Annotated in this window: 18 protein-coding genes and 1 pseudogene; 10 read left to right on the top strand and 9 right to left on the bottom strand. The window is 71.4% G+C overall.

The features are described from left to right. Positions 1-299: 299 nt before the first annotated feature. The 3 genes from Adu01nite_RS22860 to Adu01nite_RS22850 form a co-directional block, all read right to left on the bottom strand. Positions 300-1,205, bottom strand: coding sequence for an alpha/beta hydrolase (locus Adu01nite_RS22860; protein WP_203728998.1), 906 nt, complete (start codon positions 1,203-1,205; stop codon positions 300-302). A gap of 63 nt (positions 1,206-1,268) precedes the next feature. Next, positions 1,269-1,913, bottom strand: coding sequence for a response regulator (locus tag Adu01nite_RS22855; RefSeq protein ID WP_203728996.1), 645 nt, complete (start codon positions 1,911-1,913; stop codon positions 1,269-1,271). A gap of 39 nt (positions 1,914-1,952) precedes the next feature. Then, positions 1,953-3,188, bottom strand: a complete 1,236-nt coding sequence (locus Adu01nite_RS22850) for a sensor histidine kinase (protein ID WP_203728994.1) — start codon at positions 3,186-3,188, stop codon at positions 1,953-1,955. An 88-nt stretch (positions 3,189-3,276) separates the two neighbouring features. Here Adu01nite_RS22850 and Adu01nite_RS22845 point away from each other — a divergent pair, with 88 nt between their 5' ends. The 8 genes and pseudogenes from Adu01nite_RS22845 (at position 3,277) to Adu01nite_RS22810 (ending at position 11,531) form a co-directional block, all read left to right on the top strand. Next, the gene (locus Adu01nite_RS22845) at positions 3,277-3,981 is read left to right on the top strand and encodes a beta-ketoacyl-ACP reductase (protein ID WP_203728991.1); all 705 of its coding nucleotides are present in this window, start codon (positions 3,277-3,279) and stop codon (positions 3,979-3,981) included. A 34-nt stretch (positions 3,982-4,015) separates the two neighbouring features. Next, positions 4,016-4,783 carry an enoyl-ACP reductase FabI gene (fabI, locus tag Adu01nite_RS22840; RefSeq protein WP_203728990.1) on the top strand — a complete coding sequence of 256 codons (768 nt, stop codon included), beginning with the start codon at positions 4,016-4,018 and terminating at the stop codon, positions 4,781-4,783. A gap of 20 nt (positions 4,784-4,803) precedes the next feature. Then, complete coding sequence (locus tag Adu01nite_RS22835; RefSeq protein WP_203728988.1) at positions 4,804-5,823, top strand: ferrochelatase; 1,020 nt, start codon at positions 4,804-4,806, stop codon at positions 5,821-5,823. Further along, positions 5,775-6,617, top strand: a complete 843-nt coding sequence (locus Adu01nite_RS22830; RefSeq protein WP_203729098.1) for an HAD-IIA family hydrolase — start codon at positions 5,775-5,777, stop codon at positions 6,615-6,617. Before Adu01nite_RS22835 ends, Adu01nite_RS22830 begins: the two co-directional genes overlap by 49 nt. Positions 6,618-6,630: 13 nt before the next feature. Further along, positions 6,631-7,221 (top strand): annotated as a pseudogene (locus Adu01nite_RS49155) (NACHT N-terminal helical domain 7-containing protein); the annotation flags it as partial. A gap of 61 nt (positions 7,222-7,282) precedes the next feature. Beyond that, a complete protein-coding gene (locus Adu01nite_RS22820) occupies positions 7,283-10,162 on the top strand; it encodes an NACHT domain-containing protein (protein WP_203728984.1) in 2,880 nt (959 codons plus the stop codon). 68 nt (positions 10,163-10,230) lie between these two features. After that, entirely contained in the window at positions 10,231-11,109 is an 879-nt protein-coding gene (locus tag Adu01nite_RS22815; protein WP_239132628.1) for a L,D-transpeptidase, read from the top strand. A gap of 17 nt (positions 11,110-11,126) precedes the next feature. Continuing rightward, the gene (locus tag Adu01nite_RS22810) at positions 11,127-11,531 is read left to right on the top strand and encodes an NUDIX hydrolase (protein ID WP_239132627.1); all 405 of its coding nucleotides are present in this window, start codon (positions 11,127-11,129) and stop codon (positions 11,529-11,531) included. On the opposite strand, the gene Adu01nite_RS22805 is transcribed toward Adu01nite_RS22810, so the two are convergent. The 3 genes from Adu01nite_RS22805 to Adu01nite_RS22795 form a co-directional block, all read right to left on the bottom strand. Further along, positions 11,528-12,685 (bottom strand): ATP-binding protein, encoded by a 1,158-nt coding sequence (locus Adu01nite_RS22805; protein WP_203728982.1) that lies wholly within the window; start codon positions 12,683-12,685, stop codon positions 11,528-11,530. The two genes, Adu01nite_RS22810 and Adu01nite_RS22805, sit on opposite strands and share 4 nt — an antisense overlap. An 18-nt stretch (positions 12,686-12,703) precedes the next feature. Beyond that, positions 12,704-13,432, bottom strand: a complete 729-nt coding sequence (locus Adu01nite_RS22800) for a GAF and ANTAR domain-containing protein (protein ID WP_203728980.1) — start codon at positions 13,430-13,432, stop codon at positions 12,704-12,706. A 112-nt stretch (positions 13,433-13,544) separates the two neighbouring features. Continuing rightward, complete coding sequence (locus Adu01nite_RS22795; protein ID WP_203728978.1) at positions 13,545-14,630, bottom strand: ATP-binding protein; 1,086 nt, start codon at positions 14,628-14,630, stop codon at positions 13,545-13,547. 77 nt (positions 14,631-14,707) lie between these two features. Here Adu01nite_RS22795 and Adu01nite_RS22790 point away from each other — a divergent pair, with 77 nt between their 5' ends. Next, positions 14,708-15,010: a DUF1905 domain-containing protein gene (locus Adu01nite_RS22790; RefSeq protein ID WP_203728976.1), complete on the top strand. Its 303-nt coding sequence runs from the start codon at positions 14,708-14,710 to the stop codon at positions 15,008-15,010. Here the strand turns inward: Adu01nite_RS22790 and Adu01nite_RS22785 are convergent. Together Adu01nite_RS22785 and Adu01nite_RS22780 are read right to left on the bottom strand one after the other, a co-directional pair. Next, positions 15,000-15,488: an NUDIX domain-containing protein gene (locus Adu01nite_RS22785; RefSeq protein ID WP_203728974.1), complete on the bottom strand. Its 489-nt coding sequence runs from the start codon at positions 15,486-15,488 to the stop codon at positions 15,000-15,002. The two genes, Adu01nite_RS22790 and Adu01nite_RS22785, sit on opposite strands and share 11 nt — an antisense overlap. After that, positions 15,481-16,263, bottom strand: a complete 783-nt coding sequence (locus tag Adu01nite_RS22780; RefSeq protein WP_203728972.1) for an Rv1486c family protein — start codon at positions 16,261-16,263, stop codon at positions 15,481-15,483. The genes Adu01nite_RS22785 and Adu01nite_RS22780 overlap by 8 nt, the downstream gene beginning before the upstream one ends. 89 nt (positions 16,264-16,352) lie before the next feature. Here Adu01nite_RS22780 and Adu01nite_RS22775 point away from each other — a divergent pair, with 89 nt between their 5' ends. Further along, on the top strand, positions 16,353-17,156 hold the full coding sequence (locus Adu01nite_RS22775; RefSeq protein WP_203728970.1) for a DUF3097 domain-containing protein: 804 nt from the start codon (positions 16,353-16,355) through the stop codon (positions 17,154-17,156). Here the strand turns inward: Adu01nite_RS22775 and pdxR are convergent. Then, positions 17,137-18,465 carry a MocR-like pyridoxine biosynthesis transcription factor PdxR gene (pdxR, locus tag Adu01nite_RS22770; protein WP_239132633.1) on the bottom strand — a complete coding sequence of 443 codons (1,329 nt, stop codon included), beginning with the start codon at positions 18,463-18,465 and terminating at the stop codon, positions 17,137-17,139. The two genes, Adu01nite_RS22775 and pdxR, sit on opposite strands and share 20 nt — an antisense overlap. Positions 18,466-18,494 lie beyond the last annotated feature (29 nt).

Below are 18,494 nucleotides of genomic sequence, written 5' to 3'. Positions count from 1 at the left end.
CAGGGGGGCGATGAAGTTCTTCATGGCAGACAACTTCCGCTCGGTGACTGGCGATGGAAGCGCGCAGATCACGTCGCGGCCGGCACCCGCGCATCCCGGCGTCGCGGCGCACACGACAGGGTCGGCAACACCGCGGTGAAGCGGTGTGTCCGGGGATGCGGGGCGGGAAGCGCGTCAGCGGTCAGGAACGCTGACGGCGGACCCGGCCACGACTAGGAGGATCGCTATCTCGCACAGCGATCACCTCCAGAAGTAGTCGTGCAGTCGGGCCGTCGGAGACTGTACCCCTTAATTGTCGCTTAAGAAACGTGGCCTGCCCGGTCGTGGCCAGGACCACCCGAGAGGACGACATCGGTGACCGCCCGCAGGGTCGCGCTGCCCTCGGTGAGGTAGAAATCGTGCCCGGCCACACCGTCGGTGGGCAGCGCAAACGCGCCGAACCCGGGGGACGACGGCCGTTTTCCGAGGCCGAGACCGAAGAGTCGGATCTGCGGGATACGGCGGATCCAATCGTGCGGGGCCAGCGCCGACCAGACCCGCGCGCCGCCGAGATCGGCGGCCCGGCCGGCGCCCATGCCGGGCGAGCCGAGCGCGATCAGATCGTGCACCTCGGGAAGGTCCTTCGCGGCCAGCCCGACGACCAGCGAGCCGTAGCTGTGGCCGATCAGGGTTACCGCGGCCGCCGGCCGCTGCGCGGTGACGTCGCGGACGAACTGCCGGAGGAGGGCGGCGCCGGCCCGGGCCCGGCCGTAGGTGGCGGCGGCCGGCCCGACCCCCTCCGGCGGGTCGTAGCCGAGCCAGGAGATCACCGCGACGTCCCGGTCCCGCTTGCTGAGCTGCTGGTAGAGGGTGCGGCCCTGGACGCCGGGGGCGCGCCGGGCGACCCCGCCGAGGCCGCGGTCGAAGTCGGCGAGGGTGGTGTCCACCCCCGGCACCAGGATCGCGATCCGGGACGCGGTGGCCAGGTTGCCGAACACCTCGGCGGCCCGCCCGTCGCCGGCCGGGTCGAAGAAGAGGAAGTGCCGGCCCTGCGCGGCCCACGTCGCGTACGGGCAGCCGGTGGCGAGCATCCGCACCGCGGTCTCCCGGTAGGCCTCGGTGAAGGCCGGCAGGTGGGCAGGCCCGGCGGCGGCGGCCGCGGGTGGCGCGGAGACCGGGATCGGCAGCAGGAGGGTCAGGGCCAGGACGCTCGGGAGGATTCGCATGGGCCGCAGAGTCCGGCCGGAAAGCCCCCGCGGTCGTCACCCCGCGGACCACCTTCGACGGTGCTACCCAGGTATGACGAGCCCGGTCTCGTAGGCGAAGACGACCGCCTGGGCCCGGTCGCGCAGGTTGAGTTTGGCCAGGATCCGTCCGATGTGCGACTTCACCGTCTGCTCGGCCACCACCAGCTCCTCGGCGATCTCCTGATTGGACCGGCCGCGCGCGATCAGCCGCAGCACGTCGGTCTCCCGCGGGGTGAGCGCGTTCAGCGCGGCCGGCCGGGGCCGGTTCGCGTTCGGCCGGGCCGCGAACTCGGCGATCAGCCGCCGGGTCACCGACGGCGCGAGCAGGGCCTCGCCCGCCGCCACCACCCGGACCGCGTTGATCAGGTCGGCGGCGGGCGCGTCCTTGAGCAGGAAGCCGCTGGCCCCGGCGCGCAGTGCTTCGTACACGTAGTCGTCCAGGTCGAAGGTGGTGAGGATGAGCACCTTCGGCCCGGCGCCGATCCGCCGGGTCGCTTCGAGGCCGTCCATCACCGGCATCCGGATGTCCATCAGCACCACGTCGGGGGCGAGGTCACGGGCCTGGCTGACGGCCGCGGCGCCGTCCGCCGCGTCACCGACGACGAGGATGTCCGGCTGGCTGCCGAGCAGCGCGCCGAACCCCTGCCGGACCATCGCCTGGTCGTCCGCGATCAGCACCTTGATCATGGGGCTTCCTCCCGAAAGAACGAAGGACCAAAAGCGCGATCATGACGCTCGCTTCGCTCGGTCATGACGCGGCTCGAGGGGGAGGACGGCGTGCACCACGAACTCGCCGTCGACCGGCCCGGCGTGCAGCGTCCCACCGAGCAGTGTGACGCGCTCCCGCATCCCGATCAGCCCGTGGCCGCCGGCGTCGGCCGGCTCCTCGCCGAGCTCGTTGCGCACGGTGAGTTCGAGCCGGTCGGCAAAGCCGCGAGCCGCGACGGTCACCGGCTTACCGGGCGCGTGCCGCCCGGCGTTGGCCAGGCCTTCCTGCACGATGCGGTACGCCGTGAGCCCGGCCGTCCCGGGCAGGTCGGCGATGCCGGTCCGCTCGTAGGCGACCTCGACGCCCGCCTCCCGTGCGGTCGTGACCAGCCGGTCCACGTCGGCGAGCCCCGGCTGCGGCGCCTTCTCCGGCGAGTCCTGCTCGGCCCGCAGCACCCCGAGCAGCCGCCGCATGTCGGTGAGCGCCGCCCGGGCGGCCACCGCGATGCCGGCCAGCTCCTCCCGGGCGTCGGCCGGCAGTTCCGGCAGGCGGTAGGGGGCGGTCTCGGCGCGGACCGCGATCATCGACATGTGGTGGGCGACCACGTCGTGCATCTCCCGGGCGATCCGGGTGCGCTCCTCCAGCACCGCCCGTTTCGCCCGCTCCAGCTCGGTGAGCTCCTCCTCCTCGGCGAGTTTCTCGGCGAGCAACTCGCCGGTGCGGCCGCGCCGGTAGATGATGTCGCCGATCGCCGCGATCACCACCAGCAGCACCGCCGCGCCCCAGGCGTTGGTCTCCTTCGCGAACAGGAACACCGGGATCAGGCTCAGTGCCGTCGCCCAGATGGTCAGCCCGGACTCCTGGGTGACCGCGAGCCGGCCCAGCACGATCAGGAAACCGAGGATCTGCACGGTGTTCCACGGCCACGGTTCCTTCGGGGCGGCGTTGATCACGCCCAGGAACATCATCGGGTACGCGATCCGCCAGGCCCAGATCGGCAGCCGGTAGGAGAACGCCACCGGCAGCACCGAGCCGGCCGCGATGATGCCGATCACGATCCCGGGGAGGACGCGGTTGTCGGCGAGGTACCGGTCGGCGGCCAGGCCCAGGCCGGCCAGGGCGAGCAGGCCCAGCGGCAGCACGTACGCCATCAGTCGTCGCCGGGCCGGCGGCCTGGGCGTCTCCCGGCGGGTCAGAAGCCTGCGCAGCGGCCCCGTGGCATTGCGCCGGATCGGCGGGCCGATAGTCTCCATCCGGGCAGGTTACGGCGATGTTGCCGGGCCGTCGTGACCCCGTGGTGCCAACCGGCACCCCCTACCTGGGTATGAGGAGCGTGTCGTCGTGGCTCGCACGGTATTGGTGACCGGTGGCAACCGGGGGATCGGCCTCGCCATCGCGCAGGCGTTCGCGAAGCAGGGCGACCGGGTCGCCGTGACGCACCGGGGCAGCGGCGCACCCGAGGGCCTGTTCGGCGTGCAGTGCGACATCACCGACTCGGCCGCGGTCGACGCCGCGTTCGCCGAGGTGGAGAAGGAGCTCGGCCCGGTCGAGGTGCTGGTGGCCAACGCCGGCATCACCGACGACACGCTGCTGCTGCGGATGAGCGACGAGCAGTTCGAGCGGGTCATCGACACCAACCTGACCGGCGCGTTCCGGGTCGCCAAGCGGGCCAGCTCGAAGATGCTCCGGGCCAAGTGGGGCCGGATGATCTTCATCTCGTCGGTGGTCGGCCTGTACGGCGGACCCGGTCAGGTGAACTACGCGGCGAGCAAGGCCGGCCTGGTCGGCGTCGCCCGCAGCATTACTCGTGAGCTGGGCAGCCGCAACATCACCGCGAACGTGGTGGCGCCCGGGTTCATCGAGACCGACATGACGGCAGCCTTGTCCGAGGCGCGCCAGGCCGAGATCATCAAGGCGGTCCCGGCGGGCCGGCTCGCCACCACCGACGAGGTCGCGGCGGCCGTGACCTTCCTGGCCTCGGACGCGGCCGCCTACATCACCGGCGCCGTGATCCCGGTCGACGGCGGCCTCGGCATGGGCCACTGAGTCATCCCAAACGAATATTAGGAGCGAATACCCCGTGTCTGGACTGCTGGCCGGCAAGCGGCTGCTCGTCACCGGCGTGATCACCGACGCCTCGATCGCCTTCTCGGTGGCGAAGATCGCCCAGGAGCAGGGCGCGACCGTCGTGCTGACCGGCTTCGGCCGGATGTCGCTGGTCGAGCGCATCGCCAAGCGCCTCCCGTCCCCGCCGCCGGTCATCGAGCTCGACGTGACCGACCCGGAGCACCTCGCCGCGCTGCCCGGCAACGTGCGCGAGCACGTCGACGGCCTCGACGGCGTGGTCCACTCGATCGCGTTCGGCCCGCAGAGCGTGCTCGGCGGCGAGTTCCTCAACGCCCAGTGGGAGGACGTGGCCAAGGCGCTGCAGGTCTCCACCTACTCGTACCAGTCGCTCGCGGTCGCCTGCCTGCCGCTGCTCACCCGCGGCTCCGGCGTGGTCGGCCTGACCTTCGACGCCACCAAGGCGTGGCCGGTCTACGACTGGATGGGTGTCGCCAAGGCCGGGCTCGAGTCCGCCTCCCGCTACCTCGCGCTGCACCTCGGCAAGCAGGGCATCCGCAGCAACCTGGTCTCGGCCGGCCCGCTGCGCACGATGGCCGCCAAGTCGATCCCCGGCTTCGAGCAGTTCGAGGACGCCTGGGCCAACCGCGCTCCGCTCGGCTGGGACCTGCACGACACGTCGGCGGCCGGCAAGGCCGTCTGCGCGCTGCTGTCCGACTGGTTCCCGGCCACCACGGGTGAGGTTGTGCACGTCGACGGGGGCTACCACGCCCTGGGTGCCTGACCCGGTGGAAGTATGGACGGGTGGTCTACGACGCGTTCGTTCTACTGTCCTTCGGTGGTCCCGAGAAGCCTGACGATGTGATGCCGTTCCTGCGCAACGTGGTGCGCGGGCGCGGTGTCCCCGAGGAGCGACTCGCCGCCGTCGCCGAGCACTACATGCACTTCGGCGGCGTGTCGCCGATCAACCAGCAGTGCCGTGACCTGCTGGCCGCGGTCGACGCCGACTTCGAGACCCACGGCGTCGACCTGCCGACGTACTGGGGCAACCGGAACTGGCAGCCGATGCTGGAGGACACTGTCGCCCGGATGCGCGACGACGGTGTCACCTCCGCCCTCGGCCTCGCCACCAGCGCGTACGGCGGTTACTCCTCCTGCCGGCAGTACTGGGAGGACATCGACCGGGCCCGGGCCGCGGTCGGCCCGCGCGCCCCGCGGATCAGCAAGCTGCGCCAGTTCTGGGACCATCCCGGCTTCGTCGGGCCGCACGTCGACGCCGTACAGCAAGCCTTGGAAAAGCTGGAACCGTCGCGCCGGGCCGGCACCCGCGTGGTCTTCACCGCGCACAGCATCCCGGTGAGCATGGCGCAGACGGCCGGCCCGACCGGTGGCCGCTACACCGCGCAGCTGGCGGAGACCGCCCGGCTGGTCGCCGCCGCGGCCGCCCCCGATCTGCCCTACGACCTGGTCTGGCAGAGCCGCTCCGGCCCGCCGCAGGTGCCGTGGCTCGAACCGGACGTCAACGACCACCTGGCCGCGCTGGCCGAGCAGGGCGTCACCGACGTGGTGGTCAGCCCGATCGGGTTCGTCTCCGATCACCTCGAGGTGCTCTGGGACCTCGACAACGAGGCGCTGGAGACCGCGCAGAAGCTGGGGCTCGGCTACGCCCGCGCGGCCACCCCCAACATCGACCCCCGCTTCGTCACGATGGTCCGGCACCTCGTCGAGGAACGGACCCAGGGGCGTGCCCGGGAACGACTCGGTACGCTCCCGATCTGGGACGACTGCCCCGGTGGCTGCTGTCCCGCGCCGCAGCGGCGCTGAGAGAAGGAAATGCGATGAAAGAGCGCAAGGCCATCGAGAGCTGGCTCACCGACATGGACGGGGTCCTCGTCCACGAGGGTGTGCCGGTTCCGGGCGCGCCCGAGTTCGTCAACCGGATGAAGACGTCCGGCAAGCCGTTCCTCATCCTCACCAACAACTCGATCTACACGCCGCGCGACCTGCAGGCCCGGCTCGGCCGGATGGGCTTCGACGTCCCCGAGCAGTCGATCTGGACGGCGGCGCTGGCCACCGCCCAGTTCCTGGCCGACCAGCGCCCCGGCGGCACGGCGTACGTGATCGGCGAGGCCGGCCTGACCACGGCGATGCACGCGGCCGGCTACGTGCTGACCGAGTTCGACCCCGACTACGTGGTGCTCGGCGAGACCCGCACCTACAGCTTCGAGGCGATCACCAAGGCCATCCGCCTGATCGACGGCGGCGCCCGCTTCATCTGCACCAACCCGGATGCGACCGGCCCGTCCAACGAGGGCGCCCTGCCCGCGGCCGGCTCGGTGGCGGCGATGATCTCCAAGGCGACGGGCGTGGACCCCTACTTCGTAGGCAAGCCCAACCCGATGATGATGCGGTCCGCGCTGAACACCATCGAGGCCCATTCGGAGAGTACGGCGATGATCGGCGACCGGATGGACACCGACATCCTGTGCGGCCTGGAGGCAGGCCTGGAGACGATCCTGGTCCTGACCGGCATCAGCGCCCGAGCCGACATCGACCGCTACCCGTTCCGCCCATCCCGCATCGTCAATTCGGTGGCCGACCTGATCGACGAGATCTGACACCATTTGGCGGGTGAAGCGTCCGAAGGCGGTAGAGGCTGATTACGCGGCGGTGCGGGCGCTGGTCGACGACGACGGCTCGGCGAAGTGGGTGGACCTGGTCGATCGGGTCTTCTCGGCCGCGCTGATTCTCTCGCCCGCGGTGCTCGGGCCGGCGGCGGTGCCGTTGCTGGCCCTGTTCGACATGAAGTCGGACATGATCCGGCAGGCAAGTGATCTGGCGCGGAAGATCGCCGGGCGCAAGAGCGACTTCCTCGACCGCGGTGACGCGCTCGCGGCCGCGCACTTCCTCATCACCTACACCGCGTTCTTCGCCGCCATGGACGCCGAACTCGGCAAGTTCCTCGGTTCGGTCCGGCTGACCGACGAACAACAGCGGGAGATCGTCCGGCGAGCTCCGGCCGGCGCACCCGTCGAGTTCGGCGACGAGACCGGCTACGCGAACCTGCCGCCGGTCTCGCTGCCCCACCCGACCGCGTCGTTCCTGGACGAAGCCGCCGAACGGCGGAAGATGTACTCCGGAATGGCCGTTGCGCTGGCGGAACTGCTCGGCGAGATGGGCATCACGGCGCCGCCGGAACCGCTCGGGCGGCTGCCGGAGAGCGCGGTGCGGTACTACTTCGCGCAGTACCTCGACCTGATGCTCGCATCCGGGGACTTCTTTCGTGCCGCAGGCCTACCAGGTGATCCGGTACTCCGGGCGAGCCGTCAACCTGGAGAACGAGGCGCTGTGGGCGGACCTGCCCACCCGCGACGACCTCGGCGGATACCTGACCGCCTTCTTCGCGTCGCCGTACAGTGCCGCGTCGCCGCTGCTGGTCCTCGGCCACCCGGGGTCGGGCAAGTCGCTGCTGACCGAGTTGATCGCGGCCCGGCTGTCGGCACCGGCCTTCAACACGGTCCGGCTGGAGTTGCGCGACATCGACCCCGAGGCCGACATCCAGGCGCAGATCGAGGAGCAGATCCGCGAGGACACCGGCCACGACGTCAACTGGGTGGACTTCGCGAAGGCGCTGGCCGGGAATCCGCCGCTGATCATCCTGGACGGCTACGACGAGCTCCTGCAGTCGACCGGCAAGGTGTTCGCCGGCTATCTGGACAAGGTTCAGCGGTTCCAGACCCGGGAGATGCGTCTGAAACGCCCGGTCCGGATCATGGTGACGAGCCGGCTCACCCTGATCGACAAGGCAGCGATCCCGGACGGTACGACGGTGCTGCGTCTGATGGAGTTCGACGAGAACCGTCGCGACCGGTGGACCGCGATCTGGAACGGGACCAACGCGGCCTACTTCGCGCAGGCGAACGTCGAGCGCTTCGCGGTGCCGCAGCGGGCGCAGCTGGTGGAGCTGGCGCAACAGCCGTTGCTGCTGCTCATGCTCGCCATCTACGATGCCGACGCGAACGAGCTCAGCCGTTCCCAACTCGACCGGACCATCCTCTACGACAGCCTGCTGCGGCGATTCATCCACCGGGAACGTGCCAAGGGGGAGAGCGGGCGGGAGTTCGAGGCGCTGCCGGCCGCCCGGCGCGAGTCACTGGTCGACGAGGATCTGGTGCGGCTCGGCGTCGCCGCGATCGGCATGTTCAACCGGCGTAGCCTGCACATTCTGCAGAGCGACCTGGACCGCGACATCGACTACTTCGGGGCCCGGCGCGAGATCGAGGTCTCCGGCGGCGAGGCGTTGAGCCAAGCCGATCTGCTGCTGGGCAGCTTCTTCTTCATCCACGAGTCCCGTAGCCGGGGCGGTGTGGCGACCGCCTTCGAGTTTTTGCACAACACGTTCGGCGAGTTCCTGACGGCCGATTTCATCGTGCGACGGCTGCTGCAGCAGGCAACGCTGGTGTCGAAGCTCCGCGACGACGACGTGCTGCTGCCGGCGTTACGGGAAAATCTCGCCAACCCGCACGAATTCTGGTTCGCCGGTCTGTCGTTCACTGCCCTGCACACCCGCCCGGTCGTGCTCCGGATGATCCAGGAATGGCTGCCGCACCGCGCCGGCGCCGGCGCGGTGTCGTCGCTGCAGTTGGTGATCGCCCAGCAGTTGCGTGACGTGCTGAGTGAGACGCCGCCCGCCTGGTTCGTGCACGGCCCGGCGGCCACCGCGTTCGACCGCTTCTCCTACCTGGGCCACCTGGCCGTCTACACCCTCAACCTGGTACTCACCGGCGCGATGATCTCCGACCACAGCGGGTTTGCGTTGACGATCCCGGCCACCGGAGGCGAGACGCCGTGGATGCGGCTCGTCAGCCTGTGGCGGAGCTGGTTCTCGCCGGAGGCCCTCGCGGGCGTGGCGCCGATGATCGAGTGCGAGGTGGACGGCGCGACCGTCAAGGTGCGTGCGGTCAGCGACTTCCGCCTGGTGAACAGCCGGTCCCGGATCGAGACGCTGGTGATCCAGAGCCGCGCGCTCGGCGACGACCTCACCTACGTGCCCGCGGCGCTGAGCCTGGCCGACGTCCACGGCGCGGCTCCGGCCGATCTGGAAGCTCTCTACCTGGCGATACGGCGGGCAGGGCTGGGTACGCGGGCAAGTCTCTTCGGGGACCTCATCGACGCCCGGCTGACCAAGCTGCGGGCCGTCGACACGACCGAATCGGATACGTGGCTCCTTCGTGCGGCACTGCCGGGCGGAGATGACGTGGGGCCCGCGCTGGCGCCGATCACTCAGGCAGCGTGGGAGGTCGTCCAGGCCGCGGAGGGCTCCGCGTCTCTCGCCGATCTGCCGTTAACCGGGGTGGAGTCGGCGGAGGAATTGGCCGGACTCTCCTGGTATGACGCCCGGCTGCTGGTGCGGGCCAAATCATCGACCGATCCGCAGTGGATTCATCTGGCCATCGACGACCTGATCGCCGCCGGCGCGGCGCTCCGGGCCGAGTTCCAGGATCGGCCGTCGCAATTCCTGGCGCCCGCCCTTGCCGAGTTGCGTCGACAGGGTTCCGGAATCTCGGCCGAATATCTCGTTCAGGACCTCGTGATGCAGGAAGCACTCGGCCGGCCGGATCTGGCCGCCCTGGTGGAGCTTCGGCTGTTCGTCCGGGAAAGCATGGAGGAGAGGGCGCTGGACAATGCGCTGGTCCGGGCGATCGGAGGGTGGCGGGACCTCTGGCACATCAGCGAGTCCAGCCTCGTCGCTCTCATCCATCTCGCCGGAGAACAGCAATCCGGCGCGTTGCTTCGGCGCCATCTGAGTGGCGTTTTCGAGAAGGCCTGGGAGTCGCAGGACCGGCACCGGCCCGGCTTCGCGCTGTCGCTGGCGGTCTTCACCCTTCGGCCGGAGATCGATGTGCAACCCACGATGGAGGCGCAGGGGATTGTCGAAGGTCTTTCCCGGCGCCGGTCGTGGATGCTTGCCTTCATTCGTTCCGCACGGCAGCGCAACGACGTGGGCGCTCTGGACGGCCTCATCGATCGTTCGCCGTCCCGATGGCTCCAGCAGAACGGTCTTGCCGAACTGCGGACGGCCCGGGCCGTGCTCACCGCTCAGCAATTCGACGACGTCAGCTGGATGGCGACGAACCTGGGCGTGACGCTTCTCTGGAACTGATCCAGCCCCTGGGAGGGAAATTGCCCTAAATGCCGACATAAATCCGCTACTGCGCCTAAGTTGGTCGGATGCGTCGCGGGCCCAGCCTCGTTCGCACCCGCCGGGCGGGGGCCGTGCCGGCGCTGGTGCTGGCCTTCTGTGTGCTGGCCGGCACCTCCAAGATCGCGACCCGCGAGCCGGTCGCCCCCGTTGCCCAGCCGCCGCCCGCGCCGACCACCCCGGCGCCGACGCCGAGACCCACCCCGACCGTCGACCGCATCCTCCCGGCCGCCGCGGCCCCCGACGATCTGCCGGTGATCAGCTACCTGCATGTCCCGCGGGGGTTTCCGGCCGATCCCGACCAGGCTTCCGAAGCCCACCTCCCGGAAGGGCTGCACCCGGCGCACCAACTCGCCGTCTATGACGCGCCCGGTGGCAGACCGCGGGCCTTCCTCGCGCCGACGATCCGCGGGGTCACCGTGATCGTCCCGATCGTGGCCAAGAGACCCGGCTGGTCGGCGGTCCTGCTGCCGTCGGTCAACCGGCGCATCGGCTGGCTGCCGGACGGCGGCTGGCATGCGAAAACGTTGCGCGACCACCTGATCGTGCGGCGGGGCGACCGGACCTTGACGTGGCTGCGGGACGGCGTACGGCAAAAAACCTGGACCGTGGCCATCGGCGCCGACCGCACCCCGACGCCGCTGGGCCGGACCTTCGTGCTCGGCCGGACCGGCACGCACGGTTCGGTCTACGCGGGCCTGGACGCTCTCGTGCTCGGCGCCGTCCCGGACGATCGCGACGCCGTCGCGCCCGGGCTGCGCGGCGCGCACACCGGCATCCACGCCTGGTACCGCTCGTCGGTGTTCGGCCGCAACGTCTCCAACGGGTGCGTCCGGATGCCCAGGGACGCCCAGCGGACCCTGCTCGCGCAGCTTGACCCGGGCACCCCGATCACCGTGCGCGACTGACCATTAGGCTCGCGGCCGTGCGAAAAGAGGTTCTGGCGACGGCCTGGGTGTGCGTGCGGGACCGGCGGGTTCTCGTGGTGCGGCCGCACTACACCGACGTGTTCTATCTGCCGGGCGGGAAACCCGAGCCGGGGGAGACCTACCCGGAGGCGGCGGCGCGGGAGGTGCGCGAGGAGGTCGGCCTCGTGGTCGATCCGGCGGATCTGACGCTGTTCACCGAGATCGTGGCGGAGGCGCACAACCGGCCGCCGGGCACCCAGGTGCGGCTGATCTGTTTCACCGGCGGGAAGAACGACGACCAACCGGCGGCGGCGGCCGAGATCGGGGAGCTGGGGTGGTTCACCTCGGCCGAGATCCACCGGTGCGCGCCGGCCATCAAGGTGCTGCTGGGTGAGCTGATCGTGGCGGGCCTGATCGACTAGGCGAATTCGTCGTCCACCAGGTCGGCCGGCGGTGAGTCGAGCGGGTAGTGCATGGTCAGGCGGGTGCCGGAGGTGCCGGTCTGGATGTCCAGCTCGCGGCAGACCCGGTTGATCAGCCACAGCCCGCGGCCGCTCCGCACCACGGTGCCGGGGTCGGTGGTCGGGACGGCGGCGCGGCCGCCCAGGATGCCGGGGCCCTCGTCGCTGATCTCGGCGCTCAGGGTGCCGCGCTGCATCCACAGCAGGACCTGCCCGCCGCCGCCGCCGTGCCGGACCGCGTTGGCGGCGGCCTCGTGCACGGCGAGGACGAACTGCCAGGTCTGGGCCTCGGGCAGGCCGTGCCGGGCGACGATCTGGCCGACGGCCGCGCGGACCCGGCTGAGCGTCTCGGCGGAGAAGCGGCGGACCAGCAGCACCCGGAGCGGGCCGGCCGGGTCGATCAGGGCCGGTCCGAAATCGCCGGCGGCGACGGCCGCGGCGACGTCGCTGAGCCGCCGCCCGATGCGGGCCGCGAAACGGCGCAGCTCCGCGAAGGCGCCGCCCATGTCGAGACCGAGGTTTTCGGCCAGGATCCCCTTGGCCTGTTCGATCGCCACCCGGCTGTTCATGGCGTACTGGAGTTGCTCGGCGAGGATCTGCCGGTACTCGACGGCGCGGTGCTGCAGCAGGCTGATGGCGGTGATGTTGGCCATCGCCCGCGCGGCGTGCGTCGCGGTTTCGGAGAGCGGGCCGGGGCGGACGGCGAAGAGGTTGAGCACACCGATGACCTCGTCGCGCAGCCGCACCGGAATCGCGTACACCGCGTGGAAGCCGGCCTCCCGGGCCCGGGCCGCGAAGCCCGGCCAGCGCAGGTCGGCCCGGCCGAGATCCGGCGCGTCGACCGGCGCACCGGTGGCGTAGCACTGGACGCAGGGGCCCTGGTCGGTCTCCACCTCGAACAACTCCAGCAGGTGTGCCTGCTCGGACGAGCAGGCCATCACCCGCAGTGCGCCGCGCCGGTCGCTGATCATGATGCCGGCCGCCTGCACGCCGAGCAGTTCCACGCATCTGCGGGTCAGCAGGTGCAGGAACTCCACCACGTCGTAGTCGGCGACAAGCTGGTCGGACAGTTCGACGAACGCCGTCGCCAGAGCGTGCTCTTCTCCGGTACTCACCGGTGCCTCCCGGTCGGCCTAGTCACCAGCATCGGTGTCCTCGGTCTGGTCGAAGCGCAGCCGGCGGCCGACCACCTCGCCGGCCACCTCGTCGAGGGCCCGCTCGGCCGCGAACGCGTAGGCCCGCAGCCGCAGGAACGCGTCGGCCACCGGCACCCCCAGCTGCGCGCTGACCATGCCGGTGGCCTGGTGCACGACCGCGCGGTGCGAGAAGGTCCGGGAACTGCCGGGCAGCTCACCGCCGGGCAGGTGTTCGGCCAGGAGCAGCTCGGTGGCCGCGTCGGCGAACGCCAGCGCCTCGGCCAGATCGTCGCCGCCCAGCGCACCGGGGCCCGACCGGTACAGGTCGACCACCCCCACGCAGATCGCGCCGACCTGCATCGGCAGGGCGAACACCGCCCGCGCGCCGGCGCCGACCGCGGCCGGTGCGAACATCGGCCAGTGCCGCAGCCAGTGCGGGTCGTCCAGGTCGGACACCAGCACCGGCTGCCGGCGGGTGAACGCCTCGACGCAGGGGCCCTCGCCGAGCATCACCTGCAGCTCCTCGACCTGGGCGCTGACCTGGTCGCTGATGTAGCGCACCTGTTGCACCAGCGGCGTCATGACCGCCAGCCCGGCTCCATGCACATCGGTCGGCCCGGCCACGAAGGCGTCACACAGGATGGCGACGTCGGGGCCGTGGTCAGCGATCAGTCGGGCTACGCGGGCGAGGTGTTCAGCTTCGGACACGACGGACACAGCAGTCATCGGTTTTACCTGTTTGCGGACCACGCCAAGCGTTCGTCACGGTGGCGGCCTCCGGTCCGGATCTGTTCTCCCACCACGGGTCCGACGATCAAGACCGGCAGGTCCGCTCAGCCTACGCCGTTCCGGACGAAAGGGTCGGCCGCGTCGAAGCCAACTCGGCGGCGTACGTCCGTAGGAGGTCGTGGCACGAGTAGCGGCCGGGTGCGAACTCGCTGAGCAGGCCGGCCCGGGCCAACTCGGCGAGCAGGACGGTGGCCTGACCGACGGTGAGACCGGCCATTCCGGCGGTCGCGGTCGCGGTGAGGTCGTGCGCCGGGTGCCGGCCGAGCATCCGGAAGAGCCGGGCCGCGGTGGCGCTCAACGCCCGGTACGACCAGGCGAAAACCGCTCGCACGTCGGCGTGCGGGTGACCGCAGCCGGTCGGCGCCCCGATCTCGCCGACCAGGTCGGCGAGCGGCCGGCGGGGGCGGCCGGCGGCGCGCGCCGCGGCGAGGGACAGGGCCAGCGGTAATCGGGCGCACCGGTCGATCATGTCGGCGACGGCCAGGGTCTCGCCGGCCACCCGGTCCGGTCCGAGCCGGTGGCCGAGCAGCTGGGCGGCCTCGGCCGGGGCCAGCGGAGGCACCTCGGCCGGTTGGGCGCCCTCCCGCACGATCAGGCCGGTCAGCTGGTTCCGGCAGGTCACCACGGTCACGCAGTTGCGGGCGGCGGCCAGCAGTGGGCGGACCTGGGTGGCGACGCCGGCGTTGTCGAGCACGACCAGGGCTCGCCGGTCGGCCATCTCGGCGCGGTAGAGCGCGGCCCGCTCGTCCAGCCCGGCCGGGACCCGCCGGGTGGGCACGCCGAGCGCGGTGAGGAGCCGCCGCAGCGCCTCGGCCGGCTCCATCGGCGGCACGACGTGGTCGAAGCCGCGCAGGTTGACGAAGAGCTGCCCGTCCGGGAAACGCTCGGCGGCCCGATGCCCCCAGCGGACGGCCAGGGCGGTCTTGCCGATGCCGGCCGGACCGGTGAGCAGCGCGATCGCGCCGTCGGCGAGCGCGTCGAGCCGGACCAGCTCGGCGGAGCGCCCGGTGAAGCCGCGCACGTCTCTCGGAAGCTGCTCGGGCGCAGCGGGCTTGAGCAGCAGGAACTCGGTCATCAGGGCCTCCGGCCGGGGCAGCCGGTAGCCGCCGGACACATCGACTCCGAACGATTCCATACCGGGCGGGTAGACCACAATCCGCGATGGCCTGATTACTAACTCGTTTTATGTGAACAACATGGCAATCTGATGGCATGCATTACGCATTCGACGCCGAGCTCTGGATCTGGGACGCGCGACCGGACGAGGGCTGGACGTTCGTGAGCCTGCCGGCCGAGGCGTCGGACGAGATCCGGGACCGGACCGGCGGGCAGCGCCGCGGTTTCGGGGCGGTGCGGGTCGAGGCGCGGATCGGCACCACCGTCTGGCGGACGTCGATCTTCCCGGACGCCAAGCAGGGCACCTACGTGCTGCCGGTGAAGCGGGCGGTCCGCAAGGCGCAGAAGCTCGAGCCCGGCGACCGGGCCCGGGTGGCGGTCGAGCTGATCAGCCCGTGAAGTACCGGTTGGCGACCGCGGTGTGCAGACTGAAGCCCAGCTCGGCCGGACCGTACAAAATCTCCCAGCCCTGACTTTCGTCGTTGGGCACCGACGGCGGGAGCGCACCGGCGTCGGGGAGGGCCGGCAGGAGTCCGAAGACGAGCAGCGTTCCGTCCGGGGCGCTGAGCGTGTCGAAAAGTTGAACCTCGGCGGCGTCGGCGGCCAGGCCGACCTCCTCGAAGAGCTCGCGGACCGTGGCGTCCTGCCACGACTCGCCGTAGTCGATGAAACCGCCCGGCAGCGCCAGCAGGTCGCGTGCCGGCGGAATGCCGCGCCGCACCACCAGCAGACCGGAACCGACCGGCTGCACGGCCACCGCCACCGGCGTCGGATTGCGGTAGCTGGTCTCGCCGCACGCGCCGCAGCGCCGCGGCCACGCCTGTCCAGGGGTGAACCGCGCGCCGCAGAACGTGCAGTGCGCGAACCGGTCAGGCATGCAGCGGTGAATTGCAGGCGGCCACGAGCGCCTGACGGCAGGCGGACATCAGCGGCCGCAGCGCCGCATCGCGTTGCTGCGCCTCGTATCCGTTGATGGCGCCGCCGGGCGAGTTGGTGCCGGCCAGCGCCAGCACCTGGTCGAGAACGCTGGCCCGGGCGAACAGCCGGCGCGCCCGCGGGTCGAAGCCGGGCGGCAGCGTGGCGGTGCTCTCCGGGCGCCGCAACGCCTGCAGCGCCCCGGCCAGCTCGGGCTTCCACTGCGCGACGTCCAGCTTGGTGAGCTGGGCGGTGGTCTCGCCGAGCGCGTGGGTCAGCTCGGCCTCGGCCTCGGCCGCGCCCATCTGGAAGACCGGCCGGTGGTCGTCGACTCCGAAGAAGCGCCACAGCACGGTCTCGAACTCGACGCCCGAGCCCGACGTGTGCTGCCGGACCTGGGGCACCACCCCGAACGCGGGCGTCATCACGGCCTCGCCGGCCAGCAGCGCCGCGCCGGTCAGCTCGCCCGGGCCGGGCAGGCCGCGCGGATCGCCGGGCGCGGGCAGCACCAGGCGGATGTCGTCGGGGTGGAGCTTGGCGAACAGGGGCAGCCCCTGCGGCAGCGGCACATCGGTCCACGTGCCGGGGGCGTCGGCGACGAGGTGCTCCTCGTCGGCGGCGATCTCGTCGGCCAGCTCGTCGAAGGGCACGAGCCCGGCGCGCCAGGCGCGAACCCAGGACACGAACCTGGTGGAGCGCCGCGCGGTGCGGGTAGCCGCATCAGCTGCGGGGGACATGCGAGCAAGGGTACGTGCCCACCGGGAAGGTTGTCTCGGCCGGAGCGTCAGAAACGCCGTGTCCCAACGCACGGGTTACCGTGCCTTGCATGTATGGGGAGGACGTGCTCAAGGCGCAGTGGCGCAAGAAGAAAGTCGTGCCCGAGGTGGACGCCGAGCCGGATCTGGTGGTCGAGGACGCCGATTCCGGGTTCTGCGGCGCGGTCGTCGGGTTCGAACTCGGTGCGGTCGTCCTGGAGGACCGGTTCGGCAAGCGGCGCAATTTCCCGCTGACCCCGGCCGCGTTCCTGCTCGACGGCAAGGCGGTGACGTTACGGAAGCCGGCCGTTTCCCAGGCGCCCGAACGACGCATCACCGCGTCCGGCTCGATCGCCGTCGCCGGCGTCAAGGCCCAGGTCGCGAAGGCCAGCCGGATCTGGGTCGAGGGCATCCACGACGCCGCGCTGGTCGAGCGGATCTGGGGCGACGACCTGCGGATCGAGGGCATCGTGGTGGAGCCGCTGGACGGCATCGACGATCTCGCCGCCGAGGTGAACGCCTTCGGCCCGAGCCGCGACCGCCGCCTCGGCGTGCTCGTCGACCATCTGGTGCCCGGCTCCAAGGAGAGCCGCATCGTCGCCGCCGTCAAGGACCCGAACGTGCTGGTCACCGGCCACCCCTACATCGACATCTGGCAGGCGGTGAAACCGGACCGGATCGGCATCAAGAAATGGCCGGTCATCCCGCCCGGCCGCCCCTGGAAAGAGGGCGTCTGCGAAGCCTTCGGCGTGCGCCATCCGGCCGACATGTGGCGACTCATCCTCCGCGAGGTGAGCAGCTACAAGGACGTCGAGACCCCGCTCATCAATTCGATGGAACGGCTCATCGATTTCGTCACGGTCGGGGGAGAGTAAGGCTTCCGAGCCGCTTCGCGGCTTCGGCAAGCCGATCCGGAGAATGGGCGGCATAACCGATGATCAGGCCGGGTGGGCCCGGTTGCAGGCGGTGCCATGACAGCGGATGCACGAGTACGCCGTCGGCTGCGGCCCGCTCCGCAAGAATGGCATCGGACATCGGCTCGGGCAGCATGACGACCAGATGCAGCCCCGCCGCCACGCCGGTCACCCGCGCGGCCGGCAGGTGCTGCCGGAGCGCGGCCAGCAGCGCGTCCCGCCGGCGCCGCTGCCGCCCGCGTACCAGTCGCAGGTGTTTCTCGTAGTCGCCGTTGCTCAGCAGGCGCGCCAGGACGAGCTGCGGGATGGCCGGACTGCCCAGGTCGGTGTCGTGCTTGGCCTCCAGGAGCGCGGCCTGCAGGCGGCGCGGCGCGATCAGCCACCCGATCCGCATGCCGGGCGCGAGCGACTTGGAGACGCTGCCGGAGTAGGCGACCCGCTCCGGTGCCGACCCCTGCAGCGCGGCGACCGGCGCCCGGTCGTAGCGGTGCTCGGCGTCGTAGTCGTCCTCGATGACCAGGCCGCCCCACTCCAGCAGCGCGCGCCGGCGGGCCGGGCTCAGCACCACCCCGGTCGGGAACTGGTGCGCCGGGGTCAGCACCGCGGCCTCCTGGGTGATCCGGTCGACCAGGATGCCTTCGTCGTCGACGGGTACCCCTTCCGGTCGTACCCCCCAATGGGCCATCTGATCCCGGGCCCCGCGCGAACCCGGATCCTCGACCGCCGCGGCGGTCACGCCGCCGGCGTGCAGCGTCTGCGCGAGCAGCGCGAGAGCCTGCGCCACCCCGCCCACCACGATGATGTCGTCGGCCTCGGCCCGGACCCCGCGGGTGCGGCGCAGCCAGCCGGCCAGCTCGGCCCGCAGCCGCGGGGTGCCGCCCGGATCGCCGTAACCGAGGTCGGCGGCGGTGATCTCGTCGAGGACGGCCCGTTCGGCGCGCAGCCACTGGGCGCGCGGGAACGCCGACAGGTCGGGCACGCCCGGCGACAGGTCGATGTCGATGTGCTCGGGCGGCGGCAGCGGCAGCCGCAGGTCGTCGAGGGCGCGCCGGCGGTCCGAGGGCGGTTCGGCGTCCCGGCCGTGGCCCAGCACCGTGGTCCCGGCGCCGGTCCGGCCGGTGGCCAGCCCTTCGTCGATGAGCCGCTGGTAGGCCTCGACGACGACGCCGCGGGAGATGTTCAGCTCGGCGGCGAGCACCCGGGTGGCCGGCAGCCGGGCGCCGGACGCGAGCCGGCCGCCGTTGATCGCCTCCCGCAGGCCGGCCGTCAGCCAGGTGGTGAGGCCCTTGACCGGGGCAT

It is taken from the genome of Paractinoplanes durhamensis, assembly GCF_016862175.1.
Lineage (GTDB): Bacteria > Actinomycetota > Actinomycetes > Mycobacteriales > Micromonosporaceae > Actinoplanes > Actinoplanes durhamensis.
This window is presented reverse-complemented; position numbering and strand designations above follow the sequence as displayed.